At 67.6% G+C, this 22,857-nt stretch carries 21 protein-coding genes; 9 read left to right on the top strand and 12 right to left on the bottom strand.

Annotated features, from left to right (window positions below; all coding sequences use genetic code 11):
• Nucleotides 1-337: 337 nt before the first annotated feature.
• The 8 genes from tyrS to NS1_RS16700 all read right to left on the bottom strand — a co-directional run bounded on the left by tyrS (nt 338) and on the right by NS1_RS16700 (nt 7,832).
• The gene (gene tyrS, locus NS1_RS16735) at nt 338-1,624 is read right to left on the bottom strand and encodes a tyrosine--tRNA ligase (RefSeq protein WP_062985664.1); all 1,287 of its coding nucleotides are present in this window, start codon (nt 1,622-1,624) and stop codon (nt 338-340) included.
• A 28-nt stretch (nt 1,625-1,652) separates the two neighbouring features.
• Complete coding sequence (locus tag NS1_RS16730) at nt 1,653-2,501, bottom strand: alpha/beta fold hydrolase (protein WP_062985663.1); 849 nt, start codon at nt 2,499-2,501, stop codon at nt 1,653-1,655.
• 204 nt (nt 2,502-2,705) lie between these two features.
• Entirely contained in the window at nt 2,706-3,128 is a 423-nt protein-coding gene (locus tag NS1_RS16725; RefSeq protein WP_056824812.1) for a DoxX family protein, read from the bottom strand.
• A gap of 107 nt (nt 3,129-3,235) precedes the next feature.
• Entirely contained in the window at nt 3,236-3,850 is a 615-nt protein-coding gene (locus tag NS1_RS16720; RefSeq protein WP_062985707.1) for a DNA-3-methyladenine glycosylase, read from the bottom strand.
• 43 nt (nt 3,851-3,893) lie between these two features.
• The gene (locus NS1_RS16715; protein WP_062985662.1) at nt 3,894-5,039 is read right to left on the bottom strand and encodes a low temperature requirement protein A; all 1,146 of its coding nucleotides are present in this window, start codon (nt 5,037-5,039) and stop codon (nt 3,894-3,896) included.
• Between the two features lie 73 nt (nt 5,040-5,112).
• Nucleotides 5,113-5,991 carry an RNA polymerase sigma-70 factor gene (locus tag NS1_RS16710; RefSeq protein WP_062985661.1) on the bottom strand — a complete coding sequence of 293 codons (879 nt, stop codon included), beginning with the start codon at nt 5,989-5,991 and terminating at the stop codon, nt 5,113-5,115.
• A gap of 14 nt (nt 5,992-6,005) precedes the next feature.
• Entirely contained in the window at nt 6,006-7,184 is a 1,179-nt protein-coding gene (locus tag NS1_RS16705) for an NAD(P)/FAD-dependent oxidoreductase (RefSeq protein WP_062985659.1), read from the bottom strand.
• A 90-nt stretch (nt 7,185-7,274) separates the two neighbouring features.
• On the bottom strand, nt 7,275-7,832 hold the full coding sequence (locus NS1_RS16700; RefSeq protein ID WP_062985658.1) for a TetR/AcrR family transcriptional regulator: 558 nt from the start codon (nt 7,830-7,832) through the stop codon (nt 7,275-7,277).
• 95 nt (nt 7,833-7,927) lie between these two features.
• Between NS1_RS16700 and NS1_RS16695 the strand changes: the two genes are divergently transcribed.
• The 5 genes from NS1_RS16695 to NS1_RS16675 all read left to right on the top strand — a co-directional run bounded on the left by NS1_RS16695 (nt 7,928) and on the right by NS1_RS16675 (nt 12,656).
• Entirely contained in the window at nt 7,928-8,818 is an 891-nt protein-coding gene (locus tag NS1_RS16695; protein ID WP_062985657.1) for an oxidoreductase, read from the top strand.
• A gap of 91 nt (nt 8,819-8,909) precedes the next feature.
• Nucleotides 8,910-10,421, top strand: a complete 1,512-nt coding sequence (locus NS1_RS16690) for a multicopper oxidase family protein (RefSeq protein WP_062985656.1) — start codon at nt 8,910-8,912, stop codon at nt 10,419-10,421.
• 72 nt (nt 10,422-10,493) lie between these two features.
• Nucleotides 10,494-11,228, top strand: coding sequence for an ABC transporter ATP-binding protein (locus tag NS1_RS16685; RefSeq protein ID WP_062985655.1), 735 nt, complete (start codon nt 10,494-10,496; stop codon nt 11,226-11,228).
• Nucleotides 11,225-11,986, top strand: coding sequence for an ABC transporter permease (locus NS1_RS16680; protein WP_062985654.1), 762 nt, complete (start codon nt 11,225-11,227; stop codon nt 11,984-11,986). The genes NS1_RS16685 and NS1_RS16680 overlap by 4 nt, the downstream gene beginning before the upstream one ends.
• 34 nt (nt 11,987-12,020) lie before the next feature.
• On the top strand, nt 12,021-12,656 hold the full coding sequence (locus NS1_RS16675; RefSeq protein ID WP_062985653.1) for a TetR/AcrR family transcriptional regulator: 636 nt from the start codon (nt 12,021-12,023) through the stop codon (nt 12,654-12,656).
• Nucleotides 12,657-12,744: 88 nt separating this feature from the next.
• On the opposite strand, the gene NS1_RS16670 is transcribed toward NS1_RS16675, so the two are convergent.
• The 3 genes from NS1_RS16670 to NS1_RS16660 are packed head-to-tail and all read right to left on the bottom strand — an operon-like array spanning nt 12,745 to nt 15,656.
• On the bottom strand, nt 12,745-12,969 hold the full coding sequence (locus NS1_RS16670; RefSeq protein ID WP_056824282.1) for a Trm112 family protein: 225 nt from the start codon (nt 12,967-12,969) through the stop codon (nt 12,745-12,747).
• A 9-nt stretch (nt 12,970-12,978) separates the two neighbouring features.
• Entirely contained in the window at nt 12,979-13,416 is a 438-nt protein-coding gene (locus NS1_RS16665) for a GtrA family protein (RefSeq protein ID WP_062985652.1), read from the bottom strand.
• On the bottom strand, nt 13,413-15,656 hold the full coding sequence (locus tag NS1_RS16660; protein ID WP_062985640.1) for a hypothetical protein: 2,244 nt from the start codon (nt 15,654-15,656) through the stop codon (nt 13,413-13,415). Before NS1_RS16660 ends, NS1_RS16665 begins: the two co-directional genes overlap by 4 nt.
• A gap of 260 nt (nt 15,657-15,916) precedes the next feature.
• Between NS1_RS16660 and NS1_RS16655 the strand changes: the two genes are divergently transcribed.
• Nucleotides 15,917-16,957, top strand: coding sequence for a glycosyltransferase (locus NS1_RS16655; RefSeq protein ID WP_218019935.1), 1,041 nt, complete (start codon nt 15,917-15,919; stop codon nt 16,955-16,957).
• A complete protein-coding gene (gene rffA, locus NS1_RS16650; RefSeq protein WP_056824291.1) occupies nt 16,954-18,090 on the top strand; it encodes a dTDP-4-amino-4,6-dideoxygalactose transaminase in 1,137 nt (378 codons plus the stop codon). The genes NS1_RS16655 and rffA overlap by 4 nt, the downstream gene beginning before the upstream one ends.
• A gap of 89 nt (nt 18,091-18,179) precedes the next feature.
• Here rffA and NS1_RS16645 read toward each other — a convergent pair whose 3' ends face one another.
• Nucleotides 18,180-21,137, bottom strand: a complete 2,958-nt coding sequence (locus tag NS1_RS16645; protein ID WP_062985705.1) for an AMP-binding protein — start codon at nt 21,135-21,137, stop codon at nt 18,180-18,182.
• 614 nt (nt 21,138-21,751) lie between these two features.
• Here NS1_RS16645 and idi point away from each other — a divergent pair.
• Nucleotides 21,752-22,312 carry an isopentenyl-diphosphate Delta-isomerase gene (gene idi / locus NS1_RS16640; protein WP_235569911.1) on the top strand — a complete coding sequence of 187 codons (561 nt, stop codon included), beginning with the start codon at nt 21,752-21,754 and terminating at the stop codon, nt 22,310-22,312.
• 186 nt (nt 22,313-22,498) lie between these two features.
• Entirely contained in the window at nt 22,499-22,852 is a 354-nt protein-coding gene (locus NS1_RS16635) for a hypothetical protein (RefSeq protein WP_062985637.1), read from the top strand.
• Nucleotides 22,853-22,857 lie beyond the last annotated feature (5 nt).

Below are 22,857 nucleotides of genomic sequence, written 5' to 3'. Positions count from 1 at the left end.
CGGAATGACCGGATCTTTCCGGATCTCCCGAAGGGCAACTGTTCCAGCCTAACCTCACGTCCAGACGATGTCAATCGTAAGCCTGGTCACAAGATCTTCAGCTCCGTCAGGCGCTTTCCCCGTACTACCGCGTTTTCCCTTGGCCCGCCAGCCTCTCGGGCTAGCGTCTCGGCTCCGGGTTGGCGTCCGTGTCGCTCTGACTTCCAATAAGTTACGCGCCGGATAACGCCGCGTCAAATCGCCTGGACAACACCGGATCTCCGCAGGTCACGGCGGTGCGCTCAGCCGCTGCGCCGGCCTGAATCACACGCATGTGACTCAGGCCTCCGCAACGACGTCAGGCTATCCGATGCACGCCCGCCATGTTCTTCTTTCCGCGCCGCAGCACCAGCCACTCACCGTGCAGGTAGTCGGCATCGGACGGAGTCCATTCGACATCGCTCACCCGCTGGTTGTTCACCGACGCGCCGCCTTCGTTGACCACCCGGCGGGCCGCTCCCTTGCTCTCGCACAGGCCCGACGCGACGAGCAGGTCGACGATCGTGTTCGGTTCACCGGGCACGACCTCGGCCACCTTGCCGTCCACCGCGGTTTCGCGCAGTGCCGCGCCGAGCGTGGACAGCGGAAGTTCACCCAGTTCACCGCGACCGAACAGCGCCCCGCTGGCCAGTTCCACCGCGCGGGTCTCGTCCGCGCCGTGCACCAACGTGGTCATCTCCGCGGCCAGGCGCTTCTGTGCCTCGCGGGCGAACGGACGTTCCACCGTCGCCTGCTCGAGTTCGTCGAGTTCTTCGCGACTCAGGAAGGTGAACCAGCGTAGGTAGCGCACGACGTCGGCGTCGGCGGTGTTCACGAAGTACTGGTACCAGGCGTAGGGGCTGGTCAGTTCGGGGTCGAGCCACAGGCTGCCGCCACCGGTGGACTTGCCGAACTTCTTGCCGTCGGCCGAGGTCACCAGCGGCACGGTGAGCGCGTGCACATGCGCGCCGTCGACTCGCCGGTTCAGCTCCACGCCGGCGATGATGTTGCCCCACTGATCGGAGCCACCGACCTGCAACGTGCAGCCGTGCTCACGCCGCAACTGCAGGTAGTCGTTGGCCTGCAGCAGCATGTAGCTGAACTCGGTGTAGGAGATGCCGTCGCCTTCGAGCCGCCGCTTGACGGTGTCGCGGGCGAGCATGACGTTCACCGAGAAGTGCTTGCCGATGTCGCGCAGGAAGTCGACGGTCGACAGCGGGCCCGTCCAGTCCATGTTGTTGACGATGACCGCCCCGGTCGGCGATTCGCCGAGGTCGACGAAACGCTCGAGCTGGCCCCTGATCCGCTGTGCCCACTCGGCCACGGTGTCGGTCGAGTTCATGGTGCGTTCGCCCACGTCACGCGGGTCGCCGATCATTCCGGTCGCGCCGCCTGCGAGCACGATCGGCCGATGCCCGGCCAGCTGGAAGCGCTTGAGCGCGAGCAGCGGGACGAGGTGGCCGGCGTGCAGGCTGGCGGCGGTCGGATCGAAGCCGGCATAGAGCGTCAGGGGTGCGGCGGCCGCGGCAGCGCGCAGCTCGTCCAGGTCGGTGGACTGCGCGATCAGGCCGCGCCAGGTCAGTTCGTCGAAGATGTCGCCGGTCACGCTGGCCTATCTTTCCGCATGCGGTTCGTCAGTCGCGTGCGCGGGTGATCCAGGCGAGCAGATCCGCTTCGACCTCGTCGCGGTTGGTTTCGTTGAGGACTTCGTGGCGGGCGTCCGGGTAGACCTGATAGGTGAGGTCGTTCAGGCCCGCGTCGCGGTAACGCTGCACGAGCAGGTCGGACAGGCGCAACTTGTTGTTGAGCGGGTCCTTCTCGCCCACCATCACATAGATCGGCAGGTCGGTGCGCACGGTGCTCGGGTTCGACAGCCGAGTCTGGGCGTTGGCCGCGAGCAGACCCATATTGGTGTCGTCGATGGCGAAACCGCACCAGGGGTCGGCGTTGTAGGTGTCGACCTGGGCTTCGTCGCGACTGATCCAGTCGGCCTCGGTGCGGGTGGGCTGGAATTCGGCGTTGAAGAAGCCGATGAGGTCACCGCCGGCGGCCGCGATCTCGCCGAACAGCCCGTCGACGGCGGTCGTGCCGCTCAGGACGACCTCGTCGACGAGGTCGGAGTGGTCGAGGAGGTACTGCTGCACGGCGAACGAGCCGAGGCTGTGGCCGATCAGGGTGACGGGCAGGCCGGGGTGGCGTTCGCGCAGGATCTCGGTGAGCGCGACCTCGTCGGCGACGAGCAGGTTCCAGCCGTCGGGGCCGAGGTCACCGGGGACCGGGCCCATGCTGAGACCGTGGCCACGGTGATCGTCGGCGTAGACGGCGAATCCGAGGCCGGCGAGTCTTTCGGCGAGATGACCGTAACGGTCGGAGTGCTCGCCCATGCCGTGCGCGATCTGCACGATGCCACGCGGCTCGGCGTCCGTGGGGAGCCAGCTCCGCACATGGATGGCGGTGCCGTCGCTGCTGGGGAAAGTGAACACGGGCGCTCCTGCTCGTACGGTCTTTCGACGTGGTCTTCGATCGTCGCATTCCGGTCCGATTCGCCCAATTGGGTTCGCCGACGAGATCGGCGGGGTGATCTTGGCTCCGCGGCCGAAGCGCCTTGTCGGCCGACACTCCTCGGCACGCCGACGATCGCCGGAACCCCCCGGGCTCCGGCGATCGTCAGCGTGTCGAGTCGCAGGTCAGCGCACCAGCGCGGTGATGGTGGCGCGACGTTCGTAGGCGATCCAGGCGAAGATCGCGGCGAGCACCAGCGGGAAAATTCCCATCGCGGGCTTGTCGGCGATGAAGGCCTGCGTCGCGGCGGCGAGCACGGTGAGCACGGACAGTCCGGCAGCGGCCAGACCACTGAGTCGCGGCACCATCAGGCCGATACCGCCCGCCACCTCGACGACTCCGATGAAGATCAGCAGCCCGAGGGGGATGGTCAGATTCTCGGGGGCGTTCTCCATCAAGGTGTTCGGGATGACGAGCTTCGGACCGCCCGAAGCGATGATGAAGAACAGGCCGAGCACTACCTGCAAGGTCCACAGGACGCGGTTGCGGATCTTGCCGGGCTGGTAGGCGGCGTCGGAGAAGTTCGCGGAGGGGGTTGCGGTGGTCATTTCGTGTCCTTCGGGTCGGTCGCGCTCGGTCGGTAGCGCGTTCACCAGATAAGACGGACCATCGCCCGCGAACTCATCGCTGTCGGCAAAGGATTTTCCGCACGCTGCTACGTCCTCGGTTCGGGTGCGCGTGGGCTACGCCGATAGACCGAGACGGCGGGCGAGGCCGGAAGCCAGAACCGCCATGGCACCTCGGCCGCGACGCTGACCCCGACGCGCGGACCGGACGCGATATCTTCTTGTGGCACAGGTGGTTTCAGTTCGAGGTGCAGGGCGGAGAAGGGGTCGAACAGTTCGGTTCCGTAGTCGGACATGCTGACGCCGAGTGCGCTGCCGACATTGCCCGGCCCCCTCGCCAGATCGGCGTCCTTGCGGGCAGCGGGCCTGCGCTCGCGCGCGATATCGATGCCGTCGACCACTTCCGCCGCTCGAACGAGCACCGCACCGGCCTCACCGTCGTAGCCACCGGTCACGTTCACACACAGGTGAATTCCGTACGAGCGATAGACGTAGAGCCGCCCGGCGGGGCCGAACATCACCGCGTTGCGGGCTGTCGGTCCGGGCCAGGAATGGGCGGCCGGATCGGGCCAGGGACCGCCGGGATCGCTGCCGTAGGCCTCGACCTCCGCGATGCGCAGCGCCACCGGGCCCGATCGCAGGACAGCACCGAGCAACCGGTGCGCGGCGGTGGGCGGATCGACGGCCAGTTCCTGGGCGGACACGACCGCCATTCTCACCCGAACCGTGACGCCCGAGGCTGCCGGGTCAGGCGTAGGCGCTGTGCCTGCCCTCCCGCAGAATGCGCCGGTCATCGACGATCACCACTGCGTAGGCGAGTGCGACCAGCGCGGCGAGTTGCCCCCACGCGAGCCAATACACCCCGATCGGCGCAGTCGAGGCGACGATGACGGCGCCGATCAACCTGCTGCCCGAGCCCGGCAGACCGAGCGTCGCGCGGAACCAGGATTGCCCGGCGAAGTACAGCGCGACACCGCCGGACAGCGCACAGGCGGCCGCCCAACTCGCGGGCTCACCACCGTGCGCGATGCTCAGCGCGATTCCGGCCGAGGTGAGGATCACGCCGACGAGCAAGGGATAGAGCGCGTAGTCGTAGGCGACAAGCGCGGGCCGCACGCGCTCCCGGTCCGGCCGCGCGGCGAGCGCTTCTTCGCCGCGTTCGTCATCGAAGCCGAAGTAGGCCCACCACAGCACATATGCGAGCGCGAGGCCGAGAGCCACCATCGCCATCAGCGCGACCGTGATCGGTTCACCGGCCAGGCCGACACCGAGCGCGACGATCGATTCGCCGAGCGCGACGATGATCACCAGGCCGTGGCGTTCACAGAAGTGCGGCGCCCGCACCACGAAGCCACCGGTGTCGACCAGGTAGGGGCTCAGTACCTGGAGCGCGAAAGCCGCTGCCCAGAGCAGGTACTGCAGTGGCGGGTGGGTGAATCCGCCGACGACGACGAGGGTGGCCGATGCCGCGTTGAGGGGGCCGATCCGCCGGATCGCCAGACTGGCCGATGCTCCGCCGGCCGAGGCGAACATCACGGTGTGGATCGCGGTCACCAGCACGTAGCCGACGCCGAACGCGACACCGGTGCCGTGGAAGGCGTCCGGCACGGCGAGGGCGAGCACGAAGAACGCCGACATGCCGATGAGCAGCAAGGTCCGGCGCGAGGAACTGCTCGGGGCGACTTCGTTCGTGAGCCAGACGTACCCGCCGTACATCCACCAGATGACGCCGAACATCAACGCCACCTGCAACGCCGCTTCCCACCCCGGATGGTGGACGAACACGTGGGTGAGTTGGGTGATCGTGAAAACGAAGACCAAGTCGAAGAACAGTTCCAGGGTGGAGACCCTGACCTGGCCGCCCTCGGCCCGATCGGTGCGATTGCTTGACACGGCAGAATGCTAGGGCCAGCCGCCCGTTCCCGCGAACCCAGCGCGCGGAGCGATTCCGCCCGGTGTCAGCTCGTCAGCCGAGGAGGTCGGTGCCGCGGTACAGACCAGCCAGTTTGCCGGGGTTGACCTGGAACCGCAGGTTTTGGATGTGTCCGTCGACGAGATCGAAAGTGAAGGCGGCGCCGGGGTTTCCGGCGAAGGAGGCCAGTGCGCCGAGCTCGCCGTTGATGTCGGCCGCGGTGAGTTCGAAGCCCGCGGACGACGGTTTCGCGAGGACGCCGAGGATCCAGCGGGCGACATGGTCGGGACCGTGCAGCGGGCGGCGTGCGGCGGTGACCACGCCGCCGCCGTCGGACCAACACGTGACATCGGGGGCGAGCAGGTCCATCAGGGCGTTGAGGTCACCACCGGCGCAGGCGGCCATGAATCGGTCGGTGACCTGGGCGCGAGCGGTCTTGTCGGTATCGAATCGTGGGCGGCGCGACTGGACGTGGCTCTTCGCGCGGTGCGCGATCTGGCGCACACTAGCCTCGGGACGGTTCAGGGCTTCGGCGATTTCGGCATGCGAGTAGCCGAACACTTCGCGCAGCAGGAACACCGCGCGTTCGACGGGGGTGAGGGATTCCAGCACGACGAGCATGGCGGTGGAGACGGTATCGGCCAATTCGGTGTCCTCGGCGATATCGGGCGAGGTCAGCACCGGCTCGGGAAGCCAAGGGCCGACATAGCTTTCGCGGGTCGCGCGGGCGGAGGTGAGCCGGTTGAGCGAGAGATTGGTGACCGTGCGGACCAGGTAGGCCCTGGGGTGGGCGACCGCGGTGCGGTCGGTGTCGTTCCATTTGAGCCAGGTGTCCTGCAGGACGTCCTCGGCATCGGTGACGGTGCCGAGCATGCGATAGGCGGTCGCGAACAACAGGCGACGGTGTTCGAGGAACGGATCCTGGTCGGCCACGGCGTCAACCTACTTCACGCGGCGGCGCGGGTTGCGCTACCGCCCTTGGACAATTGCACGTTCATGGTCATCTTCTTGCTGGCCTTGAAGGTCGGCACGGGGCTGCTGCTGACCATCTCCTTGTAGGTGCGCGCGGCCCAGCCGGTCAGGTAGAGGCGGCGTGGGCTGTCGTCGGCCTTGGTGAACTGGATGACCGCGTCGCGGCGGCCCAGGCTGACGGGCTGGTGGAAGTAGCCGAAACGGAACGGACGAATCCTCTTGCCGCGCAGTTCGGCGGCGATCACGTCGGCGGTGTAAGCGGCGGTGGGCAGCCCGCTCTGGCAGGTGCCGTGTACCCGGCCCCATGCCTGGCGGACGGCGGCGGCGTCACCGATCGCGTGAATCGTGGGGTGCGACACCGACTTCAGTGTGGGGTCGACAACGATCAGTCCACGCGAGTCGGTCTCGATGCCCGCCTCGGTGGCCAGCGGCGAGACCCGTACGCCCGTGGTCCAGAGGATGAGGTCGGCACCGATCACTGTGCCGTCTGCGAGCTCGACCGCGTCAGGCCGCACTTCGGCGACCCGCACGCCGATCTCGCGGACGACGCCGAGCCGATCCAGTGTCTTGTTCAGATGCGTGCGGGCCTTATCGCCCATCATCGCCCCCGGCTCGCCCGAGCTGATCAGCGTGACGCGCAGACCGGGGTGGCTTTCCGCGATCTCGGCAGCGGCTTCGATGCCGGTGAGACCGCCACCGCAGACGGCGACGGAACCGCCCTCGGCGGCGAGAGTGGCCAGCTCGCCTGCGAATTCGTGGGCTCGGCGCGGGTCGTCGAGGGTCATGGCGTGCTCGGCGACGCCGGGCACGAGAGTCGTCTCGGCGGTGCTGCCGAGGGCGTAGACCAGTTCGTCGTAGGCGAGTTCGCCGGCGCCGTCGACCTGGACGCGCTGGGCGGCGGGGTCGATCGCGGTGACCCGGCCCTGGACGAATTCGATGCCGGTACCGTCGAGGATTTCCGGGATGTCGTGGTGCGCGAGTTCCTGACCCGCGGCGATCTGGTGCATTCGCAGCCGCTCGGTGAAGCGGGCCGACGGGTTGACCAGCGTGATCGCCACATCCAGCTTCCTGGTGCGCCGCGCCAGGCGGATCGCGGCCAGCATGCCGGTGTAGCCGGCGCCGAGAACAACGATGCGGTGCGTGGTGGGGGTCATTGCGGTGCTCCTTGTCGATGGGATGTTCATAGGACAAGTGAGCCGCGACCAACGTGACAGGCTTTTATGTGACCCGCATCACATCACTCTTTACGGCGGCGTGAGCGCCCTTCGCATCAGAATCAGCCACCGCCGCTGCGCCGCCTCCGACATCGGCTCGACCGGCGCGGCACTCAGCAGCAGTACGACATCATCGGCGGTGACGTCGGGATACAACGCGCCGTCACCATGCGCCGCGGCGACCAACCGCTCGACTGCCACCCGGCCGCGCCGCTGGATCTCACGCAACGACTCGTCGGCGACTCCCGTGACGGCGAGCCGGAACAGCCGCTCCTGGCGCAGGTCGATCACGACGCGTCGAAACAGTGCGACGATCGCGTCGAGGCCCGAACTCGTGCCGTTCTCGACAGCTTCGAGTACGGCATCCAATGACTCGCCGACACCGTCGACAAGATCGGCAGCGATTGCCTCGATCAGGTCCTTCTTGGCCGGGAAGTGCCGATACAGGGTGCCGACCGCGACGTCCGCCGCCGCGGCAATCTGATCCATGCCGACCTCGGGCCCGCGCGCGGCGACGAGTTCGCGTGCGGCGGTGAGGATCGCCTGACGATTACGCAGCGCGTCCGCGCGCAGGGGTTGACCGTTCATCTCGCCGCCATCCTCGCAGATCTAGTCTTGCGAATAACATGAACCACTGGTTCACTTTAACCTGAACCAGGCATTCACCTTTAGGAGTGAGTCGATTGAACAGATGGACCGAAGCAGATATCCCTGATCTGACCGGCAGAGTCGCCGTCGTCACCGGCGCCAATACCGGCCTCGGCTTCGAAACGGCTCGCGCGCTTGCCGAACACGGCGCCCGCGTCGTCCTGGCGTGCCGCGACCGGAGCCGGGCCGAGGACGCGGCCCGGCGAATTACCGAGCGGTCACCCGGAACCTCGATCGACTGCGTTGAACTCGATCTGGCCGACCTGTCTTCGGTCCGCGCCGCGGCCGCGACGATCAGCAGCCGATTCGACCGGATCGATCTGTTGATCAACAACGCGGGCGTCACGGGGTTGAGCGGTCGCACCGAGGACGGGTTCGAGATCCAGTTCGGCATCAATCATCTGGGCCACTTCGCCCTCACCGGGCTGCTCATCGACCGCATCGTCGCGGCTGCCGCGGCGCGAGTCGTCACCGTCAGCAGCATCGGCCACCGGTTCGGCCGGATCGACGCCGCCGACCCGGCCGCAACGACCGGAAATTCCTATGCCAAGTCGAAACTGGCGAACCTGATGTTCACCTACGAACTCGACCGCAGGCTCGCGGGCACCCCAGCCGAAGCGCTCGCCGCCCATCCTGGTGGCGCCAGCACCGAGGTCTTCCGCTACTCGCCCGCTGCGTTCCGGCTACCGAATCTGGCGATCGCTCGTCTGTTCGGCCGTACGCCCGCCATGGGCGCGCTGCCGACGCTGCGCGCCGCCACCGATCCTGCCGCGTCGGGCGGCCAATACTACGGCCCGTCAGGTCTTTTCGAGATCGGTGGATTCCCGGGACAGGCCGAGGCCGCCGAGCGTGCGCACCAGCGCGACAGCCAGGCTCGGTTGTGGGCGGTATCCGAAGAACTGACCGGCGTCGCATTCGAAACCTGAACCGACCTCGGCCACTCGGGGGTAGTTCCCAGGGTGAAGATGGGGGTGCTTCCCGATGTGCGGCGATGGTCCGGCTTCCTACCGTCGGAGCATGTCTTCTCGTGCTCGCCCGCGACGCATTCTGTTCGGTGTCGCCGTTGTCGTACTCGCCCTGATCACCGCGATCGCAGGCGCGGTGAGCTGGACGTGGGCCTCCGCCGATGTCTCCACCGTGGGGACGACAGAATTCACTCGGCCACTGGTCATTCCACCGCTGGCCGAGTCGACCGTCGACGCCGACGGCACCCGGACGTTCTCGCTCGATATGCAGTCCGGGACAACCACCTTCGAGCCCGGCCGCGCCACCGAGACCTGGGGTTTCAACGGCAGCTATCTCGGCCCGACACTGCGCGCGGCCCGCGGCGAGCGCGTGCGGGTCCAGGTGCGCAACCAGTTGCCCGAGGCCTCGTCAGTGCACTGGCACGGCATGCATCTACCCGCCGCCATGGACGGCGGACCGCACCAGATGGTCGATCCCGGTGCGTCGTGGACACCGGAATGGACTGTCGCCCAACCTGCTTCGACCCTCTGGTACCACCCACACCCACACGGTGCGACCGAGGACCACGTGCGCCGCGGCCTGGCGGGAATGTTCCTGATCGACGACGTGCCGAGCGCGGAGCTGCCGCTGCCGAGCACCTACGGCGTCGACGACATCCCGGTGATCGTGCAGGACATGCGCCTGCGCGGCCGCCGCCTCGACGGCGCGCACGCGATCTTCCGCGATACCGGGTTCCTCGGCGATCGCACCATGGTCAACGGCACCCTGTCTCCCTATCAGGAGGTCGGCGACGAATCGGTGCGGCTGCGCCTGCTCAATGCCTCGACCGCGCGGATCTACACCTTCGCCTTCGACGACGCCCGCCCGTTCGCCATGATCGGTTCCGACGGCGGCCTGCTCGAACGGCCCGCCACGCTGGACCGCATCCGTCTCTCCCCCGGTGAACGCGCGGAGATCGTGGTGCGGATGCTGCCCGGCGAACGCACGGTGTTACGCAGCGAGAAGCTCGAGGCGGGCCTCGGCTTCTGGTCGAACCGGTTCTCCGGCGGCGACGACACCTTCGATGTCCTCGAACTGCGCGCCGCCGCCACCTTGCGGCCCTCCCCCGCGCTGCCGGATGCCCTGGTGCCGCCGTCGATTCCCGACGGCGCGGACTCGGTCGTGCAACGTCGCTTCGACCTCACCCTCGGCGGCATCAACGGCGAGCGCATGGACATGAGCCGCATCGACACCACCGTCACCCGGGGCACCACCGAGACCTGGGTCGTGCGCAACATCGACGGCATGGCGCACAACTTTCACGTCCACGATGTGCAGTTCCGGGTCCTCGGCTACGACGGCGCCCCGCCCCCACCCGAGCTGACCGGCCCCAAGGACACGATTTTCCTGCCACCGAATACGGCCACGACCCTGGCTCTGCGCTTCGACGGACCGGCCGATCCGACGACGCCGTACATGTATCACTGCCACCTCCTGTGGCACGAAGATGTCGGAATGATGGGCCAGTTCACCGTCGTCGAACCTGGTCAGCAGGCCGAAACACCCCCTGGACACGCCCACTGACCTTGCCACATCGACACTGTCGCGCTAAATTCATCACGTAGTGAATTCAACACACGATGAATTGAGGCGACCATGTCGCACACCGCACCGCCACCGATCGTCGTCCAGGTCGCGGGCCTGACCGTTCAGCGCGGAAAACGTCCCGTCCTCCGCGGCCTGACCCTGGACATCCCGCGCGGCTCGATCACCGGCTTGCTCGGCCCTTCCGGCTGCGGGAAGACCACCCTGCTGCGCAGCATCGTGGGAACACAGCTGGTGGAGTCGGGCACCGTCACCGTGCTCGGGGAACCCGCGGGGAGCGCCGGGTTACGCCGTCGGGTCGGCTATGTCACCCAGGCGCCGAGCATCTACGCCGACATCAGCGTCCGCGACAACGTGGCCTACTACGCCGCCCTCTACGGGCGCGGCCGGGACGACACCGAATCCGCGCTCGGCGCAGTCGGTTTGGCCGATCACGCGGATCAGCTCGGCGATCAGCTCTCGGGTGGGCAGAAGACCAGGGCGTCGCTGGCGTGCGCGCTCGTCGGCAAGCCCGAGCTGCTCGTACTCGACGAACCGACAGTGGGCCTGGATCCGGTGTTGCGCGTGGAGTTGTGGAAGCAGTTCCGCGAATTGGCCGCGGCGGGAACGACTTTGCTGGTGTCGAGTCACGTGATGGACGAAGCCGAACACTGCGACAAGCTGCTGCTGATGCGCGACGGCGAACTGCTCGCCCAGCTCAGCCCAGACGAACTGCGCGAGCGCACCGACGAACAGAACCTCGAGGCCGCTTTCCTGACCTTGATCACGATGGGAGAGCACCGATGACCACCCTGCGCCCCTACACCGCGACCACCGGCCGGATTCTGCGACAACTGCGCAACGATCACCGCACCGTGGCGATGATCCTGGTGGTTCCCGCCCTGCTCATGGCCCTGCTGTACTTCATCTATCAGGACGCGCCCCGCGCGCCGCACTCCCCGCTCACGATGTTCGACCGGGTGGGTATCACCATGCTCGGGATCCTGCCGTTCATCGTGATGTTCCTCATCACCGCGATCGCGATGCAGCGCGAACGCACATCGGGCACCCTCGAACGGCTGCTCACCACTCCGCTGAGCAAGCTCGATCTGCTCGCCGGGTACGGCAGCGCGTTCTCCCTGGCCGCGGGCGCACAGGCCGCGGTGGCCTGCGTAGTCGCGTTCTGGCTGCTCGGGCTCGAGGCCGCGGGCAGCCCCGGTTGGGTCATGCTGATCGCGATGGTCGACGCGGTCTGCGGGGTCGGGCTCGGACTGCTGGCGAGCGCCTTCGCGCGCACCGAGTTCCAGGCCGTGCAGTTCATGCCGGTGATCGTCGCGCCGCAGATCTTCCTGTGTGGGCTGCTGGTTCCGCGCGACCGGCTACCCGAATGGCTGGAGGCGATCAGCAACGTGATGCCGTTGAGTTACGCGGTGGACGCGCTGCAGCAGGTGTCGGTGCACGCCGAGCCGACGGCCGCGATGTGGCGCGATACCGCCGTCGTCGCCGGGTTCGCGGTGGTGGCGCTCGGCCTCGCCGCGGCTACTCTGCGTCGACGCACCCCCTAGCGACCGAGGCCAGGCAACGACGAGAGGAGCACCCATGAGTGACGGCGAATCCGGTTCCGGCACAGCGAAATCCGGTCGCACGGGGCGCAGGCCGGGCAATGCCGACACCAGGCTGGCGATTCTCGACGCGGCGCGGGTGCGGTTCGCGGGCACCGGGTTCGACAAGACATCCATCCGCGCGATCGCGGCCGATGCCGATGTCGACCCGGCCCTGGTGCATCACTATTTCGGCAACAAGCAGCAACTGTTCGCCGCCGCGGTGGACTTCCCGGTCGACCCGGACACGACGCTGCTCGCGGTCGACGCCGCACCGCTCGACGAGCTCGGGCAGACCATCGTGCGCGCGGTCGTCGCGGTGTGGGACTCCCCCGCCGGCCCCGGCATCGTGGCCATGGTGCGCAGCATTTTCGCGGGCGGGGATCAGAATCTCGCGCGGTCTTTCCTGCTCCAAGTGGTGCTGGAACGGGTCCGCGTGCGCATCGCGACCCCGGCTGACGACGGACGCGCCAGAGTCTCGCTGGCCGCGTCCCAGATGGTGGGGGTGTTGACCGCCCGTAAGATCATCTCGCTGGAACCGCTGGCCTCGATGCCGATCGATGCCGTGGTCGACGCGGTCGGCCCGGTTGTCCAGCGCTATCTGACGGGCGATATCGACACCGGCAGTTGGTGAAACAGCGCGAGCTCACCGTCACCTCGCCGACCGCCGGAGTCCACGACCGCAGCAACGCCGTGTAGTGGGGCGGCTACCGGATGGGCGGTCAGGATTCGGCGACGAAGAATTCGTGTTCGGCGGCGGTGACGTCGCGGGCCTCGTCGATCAGCAGCACCGGGATGCCGTTGTCGATCGGGTAGGCCCGACGCAGCCGGGGGTTGTAGAGCACACTCACATCGGCTTCGGTGCGCACCAGCTGCAGCGGGCCCTTGTCCTGGGGGCAGGCCAGCAGGCCGAGCAGGGTTGCGTCGATGGTGGATTCGTGCGCCATGTGCCTAACCTACCGCGCCCGTCGGAACGAGATGTAGCGGTGTCCGAAGAAGCTGAGCACCGCGACCAGACCCATGACGATCACCGAGGCAGGCGCGGCGGGGAACCCGAGGCCGGTGACCGCCAGTTCCACCAGGATCACGTTGAGCAGCAGACCACCCAGGTTCACCCCGCAGAAGGCCAGAAAGTCCCGGGCGAGGTGGCCCCGCACGCGAAACACCAGGGTGCGGTGCAGGACGAAGGCCACGATCGTGCTCACCGCGTACGCGGCGACGACGGCCAGACCGGGCCTGCCGTCGCCGAGCACGTGCAGCCAGAACACGACGAGTGCCATGCCGAGCAGCGTGTTGAACCCGCCGACGATCGCGAACGCCAGCTCCTGCCGTTTCACGACGCGCAGCAGCGGACCCGGTGTCTCGAGCACGCCGCCCGCCGCCTCGACAGTCATCGCACCGCGTCCGCGAGCGCGGTGTCGTCGTCGGCGATCGACTCCGCCGCCGGAGCCTGCTGCTCCTGCTCGTCGTCGGGCTTGCGGCCACGCACATACAGCCACTGGAACACCGCGAGGCCGAGCAGTCCGAGGCCGATCGCGGCGCCGCCGATCTTCCAGCCCGGCGGACGCCAGGTCAGCTCGAGGTCGCCGTTGCGGGTCCCAGCCGGGATGTCGACGGCGACGAAACTCTTCGCGACGACCTTGAACGGGATGTCCTTGCCGTCGAGGCTCACCCGGTATCCCGGCCAGCCCAGACGCGCGAACACCACACGCCCGCCTGTCTCGGAGCTCACGGTGACGCGGCTGGTCGTATCGCTTTCCGAGGTCGAGACCGCGGTGGCGTTCTCGACCGCCGAGATCCGGCCGTTGCGGGTGGAGATCAGCCCGTCCTCGCGTTCGAGGACCGAGATGTAGTTCTCGTGGCCGGGGTAGTCGACCCACTTCCAGCCCGCCGGCGCCGGTTCCGTGCGCGCGGCCGGGTAGAGCGCGCGTTGCAGCACCACCCGGTCGATGTTCATCAGATCGACAACCGTTTTGCCCGTCGACGGCTCGACCGCGAACGCGCGGCGGTAGGCGTCGGGGCACACGCTGGTGTCCCAGCGCATGCAGAGCATGTCGCCGAACCAGAAGTGGCCGTTGGGGGTGTACCCGCTGACGTAGGTGCGCTCGATGTCCTTGGCGTAGTTGCCGAACACCAGCGAGCCGTAGGCGCCGTCGAGGGTGCGCTCCCCCGGCTGGATCAGTGCGCGATCGCCCAGCTGCAGCGTGGTCCCCGCGAATTCGGGGAACGCCGCGCGCGCCGCGGCCCGATCGCTGGGCAGATTCCAGCTCATCGGCGTCGGCTGCGCCCGCTCCACCTGGACATAGGCGATCGGCGACACCGCGATGATCGCGAGCGCGACGGCCGCCGAGATCCCCTTGTTCACCGCCAGCCACACCAGCGCGGCCCCGAGCGCGGCAATGGCCAGGGCCGCGATCACATGCGCGATCCAGTTGTGTGGGTCGGCCGAGAACGACCGCACCCACAGCAAGCCGATCAGTACTGCCGCCGCGATCCCCCGCGCACGCCAGTCCTTGAACGTCGCGAACCGCCCGAGTAGCACGCACACCAGCAGCAGCAGACCGAGCGCCACCATCGGCAGCACCCGGGCGGGCCAGCGCAGCGGGCCGATCGTGCCGGGGCCTGCCGTCCACATCAGCGCCGCGATCGCGAACAGCGCGATCCCGCTGAGCTCGCGCCAGGCCGCGCGCGCCTTGCCCCAGTCGATGAAGGCCAGTGCCGGAATCAGGAACCAGGCGATGTAGACCACCGGCAGCGGCTGCACGTAACCCCACCACGAGGTGAAGGCGGGCAGCGTCGAGGGCAGGCTCGCGTTCAGCGATTCCGACCAGGGCACGGTGAGGAACTGGTCGTTGTTGATCTGGGCGGTGCCACGCCAGGTGACCTTCGCCGACAGCATGCTGGGCAGATACGTGGCCGCTCCCGCCAGCGCCGCCAGCCCTGCCACGGTCAGCAGTTTCAGCGACGGACGCCAGGTCCGCTGGTAGATCAGCTCACCGATCGCGACCGCGCCGATCATCAGACCGGCTTCGACCGCCGGGAAGATGTACTGCACCGAGATCGCCAGGTAGAGGTAGACGAACACCGGGATCGGACCGCCGCGACCGCGCGAGTACCGCACCCCCGACGCCCACGCGTGCACCATCCACGCGGTGCCGGTGAACGCCGTCATCCAGCTGGCCTCGTCGAAGAACAGCAGCCACCCGGTGAACGAGATCGAGACGCCGGCCAGCGCCGCCCACTGCACCCGCGAGCCGTAGGCCAGACAGATCCGGTAGACACCGAGGCCGAGGATGACCGCGAAGATCAGCTTCACCACGGTCGCGTACAGCACCAGATTGTCGACCGAGGGCGCGATCAGATCGATCAGCAGCTGCGGCGGATTCAGCAGCCCGGCTTCCTCGATCGCGTAGTTTCCGGCCATCCAGTGCTCGGGCACCATCACCGGCAGATCACCGTTGCGAAGCCGGTTTCCGAGCATCACCCACAGCGGGACGTACTGGGATTCGGTGTCGTCGGTATAGAAATGCCGAACGTTGGCGAGGAGAACCGCCCCATAGCCCGCGATCACTCCGAGGGAGGTGATCAGGCCCCAGATATAGACGGAACGACGGGACGGGGTTCTACTTTCCACCACGAGGACCAGACCCTACAGGCACACGCCCGCACCGGCACCGTCGCACAGCGGGATCGCTTCCACCGAGGTGTCACGCCGCAGTGTTAAAGTGCCCACACCTGAGGGTCTCTGCTCCCGTTGGTTCTCGGCCGAGAACCGCGCGGCCACGGCCGCCGAAATTACCGAAAGTGTCCGCGATGCCGATTCCGTCCGCACCCTTGTCCAGGCCCGACACCGTGGTGCGTGCGGGCGCGCCCGATCGCAACGGGTCGAGCCCGGTGCATTCGGTGTCGGTGGTCGTTCCGGTGTATCGGGGTGAGGACACGATCGCCGCGCTGGTCGCCGAGTTGGACCGGCTGACCGGCCCGAGCACGACGGCAGCGGGCGCCCGGTTCGCCGTCGAGGAGATCATCCTCGTCCACGACAACGGTCCCGACCGCTCCGATGTCGTCCTGCAGGAACTCGAGGGCTCCTTCCCGCAGGTGCGCGCGGTCTGGCTGAGCCGCAATTTCGGTCAGGACGCGGCGACGATCGCCGGTATGGCGGCGGCGCAGGGCGACTGGATCGTCACGATGGACGAGGACGGTCAGCACGACCCCGCGTTCATCGCGGACTTCCTCGACGCGGCGCTGGCCTCGCGCGCGGACCTGGTCTATTCGAAGCCGTCCAACACCCGCCCGCACGGCTTCCTGCGCAATCTCACCTCGCGCGGCGCCAAAGTGGTCCTCGCGACAGTGTTCGCGTTCCCGGATTCGACACGCTTCGAGAGCTTCCGGCTGATCCGTGGTGACATCGGTCGCCAGCTCGCCGAGGTCGCGGCCAACGGTGTGTACCTCGACGTGGCGCTCACCTGGGTCGTCGGCAATACGGTGTCGGTGCCGGTGGTGCTGCGCGCCGAAGGCCGTGAGGAGTCCGGCTACAACTATCGCCGCCTGTTCTCGCTGTTCTGGAAGATGGTGCTGTGCAGCGGCACTCGCGGCCTACGGCTGGTGAGCATGCTCGGGGTCACCCTCGCGCTGGCCGGGGTGATCATGGCCGGGGTGGTCATCGTGCAGGCGCTCACCCAGGACAACCACGATCCCGAGGGTTGGGCCTCGATCATCGTGGTGATGCTGCTGTGCTCGGGCGCGATGCTGTTCTCGCTCGGACTGATCGCCGAGTATCTCGGTGTCGCACTGCACATCCTGGTCGGCAAGCCGCTCTACCTGACGGTGCAAACCCCGACACCGCGCCCGGATACGATGCAGGTGCCGGCCGTGAACCATCTAGTCGACGCCGTGGTACCGGCAGCCGCGACGGAGAAGGGCCACCGCGAGTGAGCGACCGCATCATCTTCAGCAGGCCGTTCCGCGCTGCCGCTGAACGCCCCAATCTGATGACCGTGCTCGATTCCGATCACAGTCATGGCGACGGTCAATTCACCAAGTCGGCGACCGCGAAGATCAAGGCCATCACCGGCGCCGACCACGCGCTGCTCACCACCTCGTGCACGCACGCACTCGAATTGGGCGCGCTGCTGCTCGAACTCGGCCCCGACGACGAGGTGATCGTCCCCAGTTTCGCGTTCACCTCCGCGGCCACCTCGATGGCATTGCGTGGTTCCACCTGTGTGTTCGTCGACATCGACGAGTCCACCGGCAATATCGACCCCGCCGCCGCGGCCGCCGCGATCACCGACCGCACCAAGGCCATCGTGGTGATGCACTACGGCGGTGTCGCCGCCGACATGGAACCGCTGCTCGCCCTGGCCGCCCAGCACGGCGTCGCGATCATCGAGGACAACGCCCACGGCCTCGGTGGCACCTGGCGTGGCAGGCAACTCGGCACGATCGGCACCCTCGGCACGCAGAGTTTCCACGACACCAAGAACGTGCACTGCGGCGAGGGCGGCGCGCTGCTGCTCTCGGACGAGATCCTGATGGGTCGCGCCGAGATCATGCGGGAGAAGGGCACCGACCGCGCTCGCTTCCTGCGCGGTCAGGTCGACAAGTACTCATGGCAGGATATCGGTTCGAGCTACCTACCCAGCGAACTCAACGCCGCCGTACTCGACGCCCAGCTGGCCGAGTTCGACACCATCCAGGCCAACCGTCACCGTGTGTGGAACACCTACGCGGCCGCGCTGCCCGAGTGGGCCGCGCGCAACGACGTGCGCCCGATGACGGTGCCCGCCGACGCGGGCCACACCGCGCACCTGTTCTACCTGCGCATGCCCACCGAGGACAGCCGCGACGGCATCATCGCCCACCTCGCCGAACGCGGCATCGTCGCGCCGTTCCACTACATTCCGCTGGACTCGAGCCCGGCCGGCCTCAAGTACGGCCGCACCCCGGTGCCGTGCACGCGCTCGGCGAACTTCTCGGCGACGATCGTGCGACTGCCGCTGTGGCCGTTGCTCAGCGAGGCCCAGCTCGGTCGGGTCGTCGACGCGGTCACCGAATACCGGGTGTAGCCCTCTCTACGAACAAGGCCGCCCGGTTGCGCCGGGCGGCCTTTGTCGTGCAACGGACCGCGGCCGGGATACCCCGCCGCGGTCGCCGGTCAGCTCCCGCCGAACAGCACCGCCGCGACCGCGTCGGTGAGCACCTCGTAGGTCTCGGTTTCCCGGTTGTAGATCCAGGTGCCCGGGCCCGCCTCGGGCAGACCCGCGGCCTGGACCGCCGACGCCGAGGGGCGGAAGCTGGCGCTACGCGGGATCTCGTCGACGACGTAGACCAGGTCGGGACGCTGGGAACTCTCCAGCCCGCGCATCGCCTCGGTGACATCGCCCGGTTCGATCCGGAACCCGTGACGCACGCTCAGCGCGGCCGCGGCGATGACCCCCGCCGCGGTCTTCAGCCCGAACGCGACCTCCATGTCGACCGGGGTGATGTCGTTGAGCATGTCCACGATCGGCTGGGTGAACACCGGGCCGCGTGCCGTGCGGATCACCGTGTCGCGCCGGTCCACCAGCCAGTAGTCACCGTCGCTGTCGCGCCGGAACAGATTCTCCGTCGGCCACCAGGCGTCACCGGCCCGGAATACGCCGCGCAGGCCGCCGTCGGAGATGTCGCCACCGTCGACGGCCTTGCCGAGCAGCAGGCCGGGTTCGTTGTCGGCGCAGCGGCGCGCGAATCCGTCGTCGCCGACGAGGATCTGTTCGCTGATCGGGTCGTAGGCGACCAGTTCCACGCGCGCGGTGCCGGGCACGGGCCTGCCTTTGGAGCCGATCTTGGCGCCGGTGACATTCGCCAGCACCACGTCACCGTCGATCGAGGCGTAGAACTCGAGCACCCTGGCCGGGACGAACTGTTCGACCGTGCGCCGCCAGAGTCCAGCGGGCATACCGGAGCCGATGAACAAGCGGATCGGGTGGTTGTGGCCCGCGGGGAAGACCTTGGCGTCGAGCAGATCGCGCAGCATGGTCCAGGTGTACGTGACGACCGTGACGCCGTAGCGATGCACCTCTTCGGCGAAGCGGTTCGGGTCCATGTCCACCGGCCTGGCCAGCGCGATCCGGCTGCCACCGGCGATCGCCCCACCGAGGCTCACCAACAGCCCCGACGAATGATGCAGTGGCGCAAGGCAGTACACGGTGTCGCGACGGTCGAGATCGGCCGCGCTAGCGGTGCCGAACGCCGACAGCGCCCAGCGATGGTTGGTGATGTACTTCGCCTCGAGGCGGTCGCCGGAGCCGAGCACGAGTACGAACGCGAGTTCGCGCGCCAGACCCGGGTTCGGCCGGTACCACGCGGGCACCCTGACCTTCGCCGGGTCGATCTGCTCCAGGTCGACCACCCGGTCACTGGTGGCCACCGCCAGCGAACGGCTGTCGCCGCCGCCGAGCACGAGCACCCTGGCAGCGGTCGCGGCGGCCGAGCGCAGGTTCTCCGGGTCGGTGATCAGCGTCTGCACGCCGGTCAGCTCGATGGCGCGGTCGAGTTCGGCGCCGGGCGCGAGCAACACCGCGACAGCGCCGATCCGCGACAGCGCGGCCACCGAGGCCAGCGCACTCGGTCGCGTCTCCATCATCACGCCGACCCGCATCGCGGGCCGGATGCCGACGGAGATCAGGCCGCGCACCACATTGTCGACGCGCTCCTCGACCGCGGCATTGGTGTGCGCCCGGTCGTCGAAGAGCACCAGGTCCTTCTGCGGCGCGCGGGAGGCGTGCTCGCTGAGCAGTTTGCCGAGCGAGATACGGGTGTGCGGCTGGATCATCCCGAGCCGCGTCAGCCGAGGCAGCGCACGCGCCGCCTCGCCCGCCATCTCGATCGATCCGCGAATCGTGTTGCCCGCGATGCCTTCCAGCGCCTTACCGACGCCCGCGCCCGCCTCGGCCAACCCGGCGGCGGTGTGCACCATCCGGGTGGCGGCGGTGCGCGGCGCGTTGCTCGCGACGTGTTCCTGCATGGGCACGATCTGCTCGGGCAACGTGCCGTTGCCGTCCATCCAGGTGACCCAGTCGCGCACCATCGGCCACGTGTGATTGGTGGCCGTCGAACCGGCGACGAGCCCGAAATGGCCTGCCACCAAGCTGGCTTCGTATACCTCGGCATTGGGCGCGGCCCGCACGATGCCACGCACCGCGGCGGGCTGACCGATGTCGTCGACCTCGCCGACGAACGCGAGAATCGGGCACTTCAGCTCGGCGAGCGACACCGGGTGGTCGCGAATCACGAAGCCGCCGAGCATCATCCGGTTATGGGCGACGAACTGTTTGAGCAGATCGGCCACCGCCGGGCCCGCATACCCCACCCAGCCCTCGCTGTTGAGGAAGCGGCGCTGACGTTCCTTGGGCAGCAACGCTTCCCGATCGTGCAGTTGCAGCAGAAAGTCGATGCGCGACTTGGCGGTCTTCACCGGATCGAGCATCTGGAAACCGATGCGCACCATCGATTCGGTGATCGGCAGCCGGTGCATCACGTGGTCGGCGAGGAAATCGGCGACTTCGGAAACCAGACCGTAGGGCAGGCCGAACGGCATCCCGTTGACGATGTCGACGGGGCTACCGAAGGTGACGATGGAGGCCACGCCCTTGCCGTAGCGGTAGGCGGTGGTCTGGTAGGCGAACATGCCGCCCTGGGAGTACCCCATCAGGTGCACCTGCGCGCCGGTGGCCTCACAGACGGAGTCGATGGCGGAGTTCACCGCGAGTACGTGGTCGGCCAGGTCGCGTTCCCAGCCGCCTTCCTCGGTCGCGGGTGAGCCGAAATCGATGACCCAGCAGTCGATTCCGCTGGCATGCAGGATGCCGACCGCGCCGCCTTCGGCGTTGACGTCCCAGATGTCGGCGTTCACCATCAACGGCGGCACCAGCAGCGCCACCGGACGGCCCGGCGTCGAATCGTCGGGGAAGTAGTGCCGTAGCCGATACATGCGGCGACGCTCGACGACCTCGAAGGGCGAGGACTCGACATCGTGTGACAATCCGCCGAAGCGGATCACCTCCAGCCCGTTCTGCGCGGTAGCCAGCAACCGCTGCACCGAACCGACCACACCTTTTGGACTGATATCCACCGTTCCCACCTGGCCTTACCTGCTTATAGTGACACATCTCACACACCCCGATGTGCTCACATGAGCTAACCACACCAGACCTCTATTATGTGTCGGCTGTGACAGGCCGCATGTTCCAGCGATTCGAATCACATGCCCCGCTCAACGGCCGATCACGCTGCGGTCACAACTCTCGAACGGTTCGCCGTCACACCCGAGATCGCCCCGAAACGGATGACCCAGGCGACCGGAGCCGACTCGTCACGTCGATCAGCCGACCACCACCGTGCCCGCAATCGCTTCCCACACAACGGATCTCCCGGTCATCACCATGTTTTACCGAATACCCGACGTGCGGCCACTTCGAGCACCTACCATCGTTGACGTCCGGAACGTACTGACACGCATCAGATTTCGTGCAACACCGTTTCACCAGCCCGGTTTTCCGCGCAGGACCATTCGCTTCGCACTGTTACCCACCCTTCAGCCTGTCGCGCACCCCTCGCGAACAGGTCGATCGGCCGTGCCGCTCCCCAGGTGAGGACAAATGCCATGACCGTTGAGCAGCCCTGTATCACCGGGTACAGAGAGGGCAGCTTCCAGTACCCGATGATCGTCGCCGATAAGGTGGCCAGGTGACCGAACAGCTCGCCGACCCGTCGACCGACCGTGAAGCAATGCCTGTGGAGTTGGTCGACGACGCGGGTGTGGCGATCGGAGCGTGCTCGGTGGCCGATGCTCATCGGCCACCGGGCACGCTCCACCGCGCCTTCTCCGTGCTGCTGTTCGACCGGCACGGGCACGTCCTGCTCCAGCAGCGCGCAGCGGTGAAGACCAGGTTCCCGCTGCAGTGGGCCAACACCTGCTGTGGGCATCCGACGCCGGGTCAGGCGGTGACGGAGGCGGCCGCGATCCGGTTGCGCGAGGAGTTCGGGATGGCGGCCGAGCTCACCGAGGTCGGTGCGTTCACCTACCGTGCGGGCGACGAGACGACCGGCCGCGTCGAATACGAATACGACCACGTCCTGATCGGTGTCGTCGGCGATCCGGCCCCGCGGCCGGACCCGGCCGAGATCGCGCACTGGGCATGGATCGCTCCGCAGGCCGTGCGTGCCGATCTGGCGGAGAACCCCGGCAAGTTCACGCCATGGCTGGCGCAGGTGCTCGAGATCGCCGGACAGGCCCACCACCCCTGACCTGGCCCGTCCGTGCGATCTTTTTTCGTTCCGCGCCCTATAGCGGGCGACCAGATAGATGCGCATATCTATATCAGTTGATGCTTCTGATTCCTTGGCTAACTCACAGGCTCACCACAGTCCGTGAACAGGCCGTCCGACAAAGCTGAACACCGAACGGTCCGCACGACGGCGAGTGAGGTAACGATGGTCGAGGTCGAGATCAACGACGACACGGTGACGGTCAATGTGCTCGGTGGGCATCGCCTACTCGCCCTACGCCAGCAGGTCGTGATCGACCGCGCCGCGATCACCGAGATCGTCAGCGCCGAAGTGGACCTGCGGCCCCCGTGGATCCGCGCCCCTGGCACCTTCTTCCCCGGCGTGATCGCCGCGGGCGTCTACCGCGGCAAGGGCCGCAAAGAGTTCTGGGACACCACTTTCGGCGGCAGCGCGGTGCGCATCGACCTGGACGGGCCCGATTTCACCCGCCTGGTGGTCGACGTCGACGATCTCGACGCGGTGCTGAACGCACTGGCCACCGAGACCGCCGGCGTCTGAATCGG

This window comes from Nocardia salmonicida NBRC 13393, from assembly GCF_001613085.1.
Classification (GTDB): Bacteria; Actinomycetota; Actinomycetes; order Mycobacteriales; family Mycobacteriaceae; genus Nocardia; species Nocardia salmonicida.
This window is presented reverse-complemented; position numbering and strand designations above follow the sequence as displayed.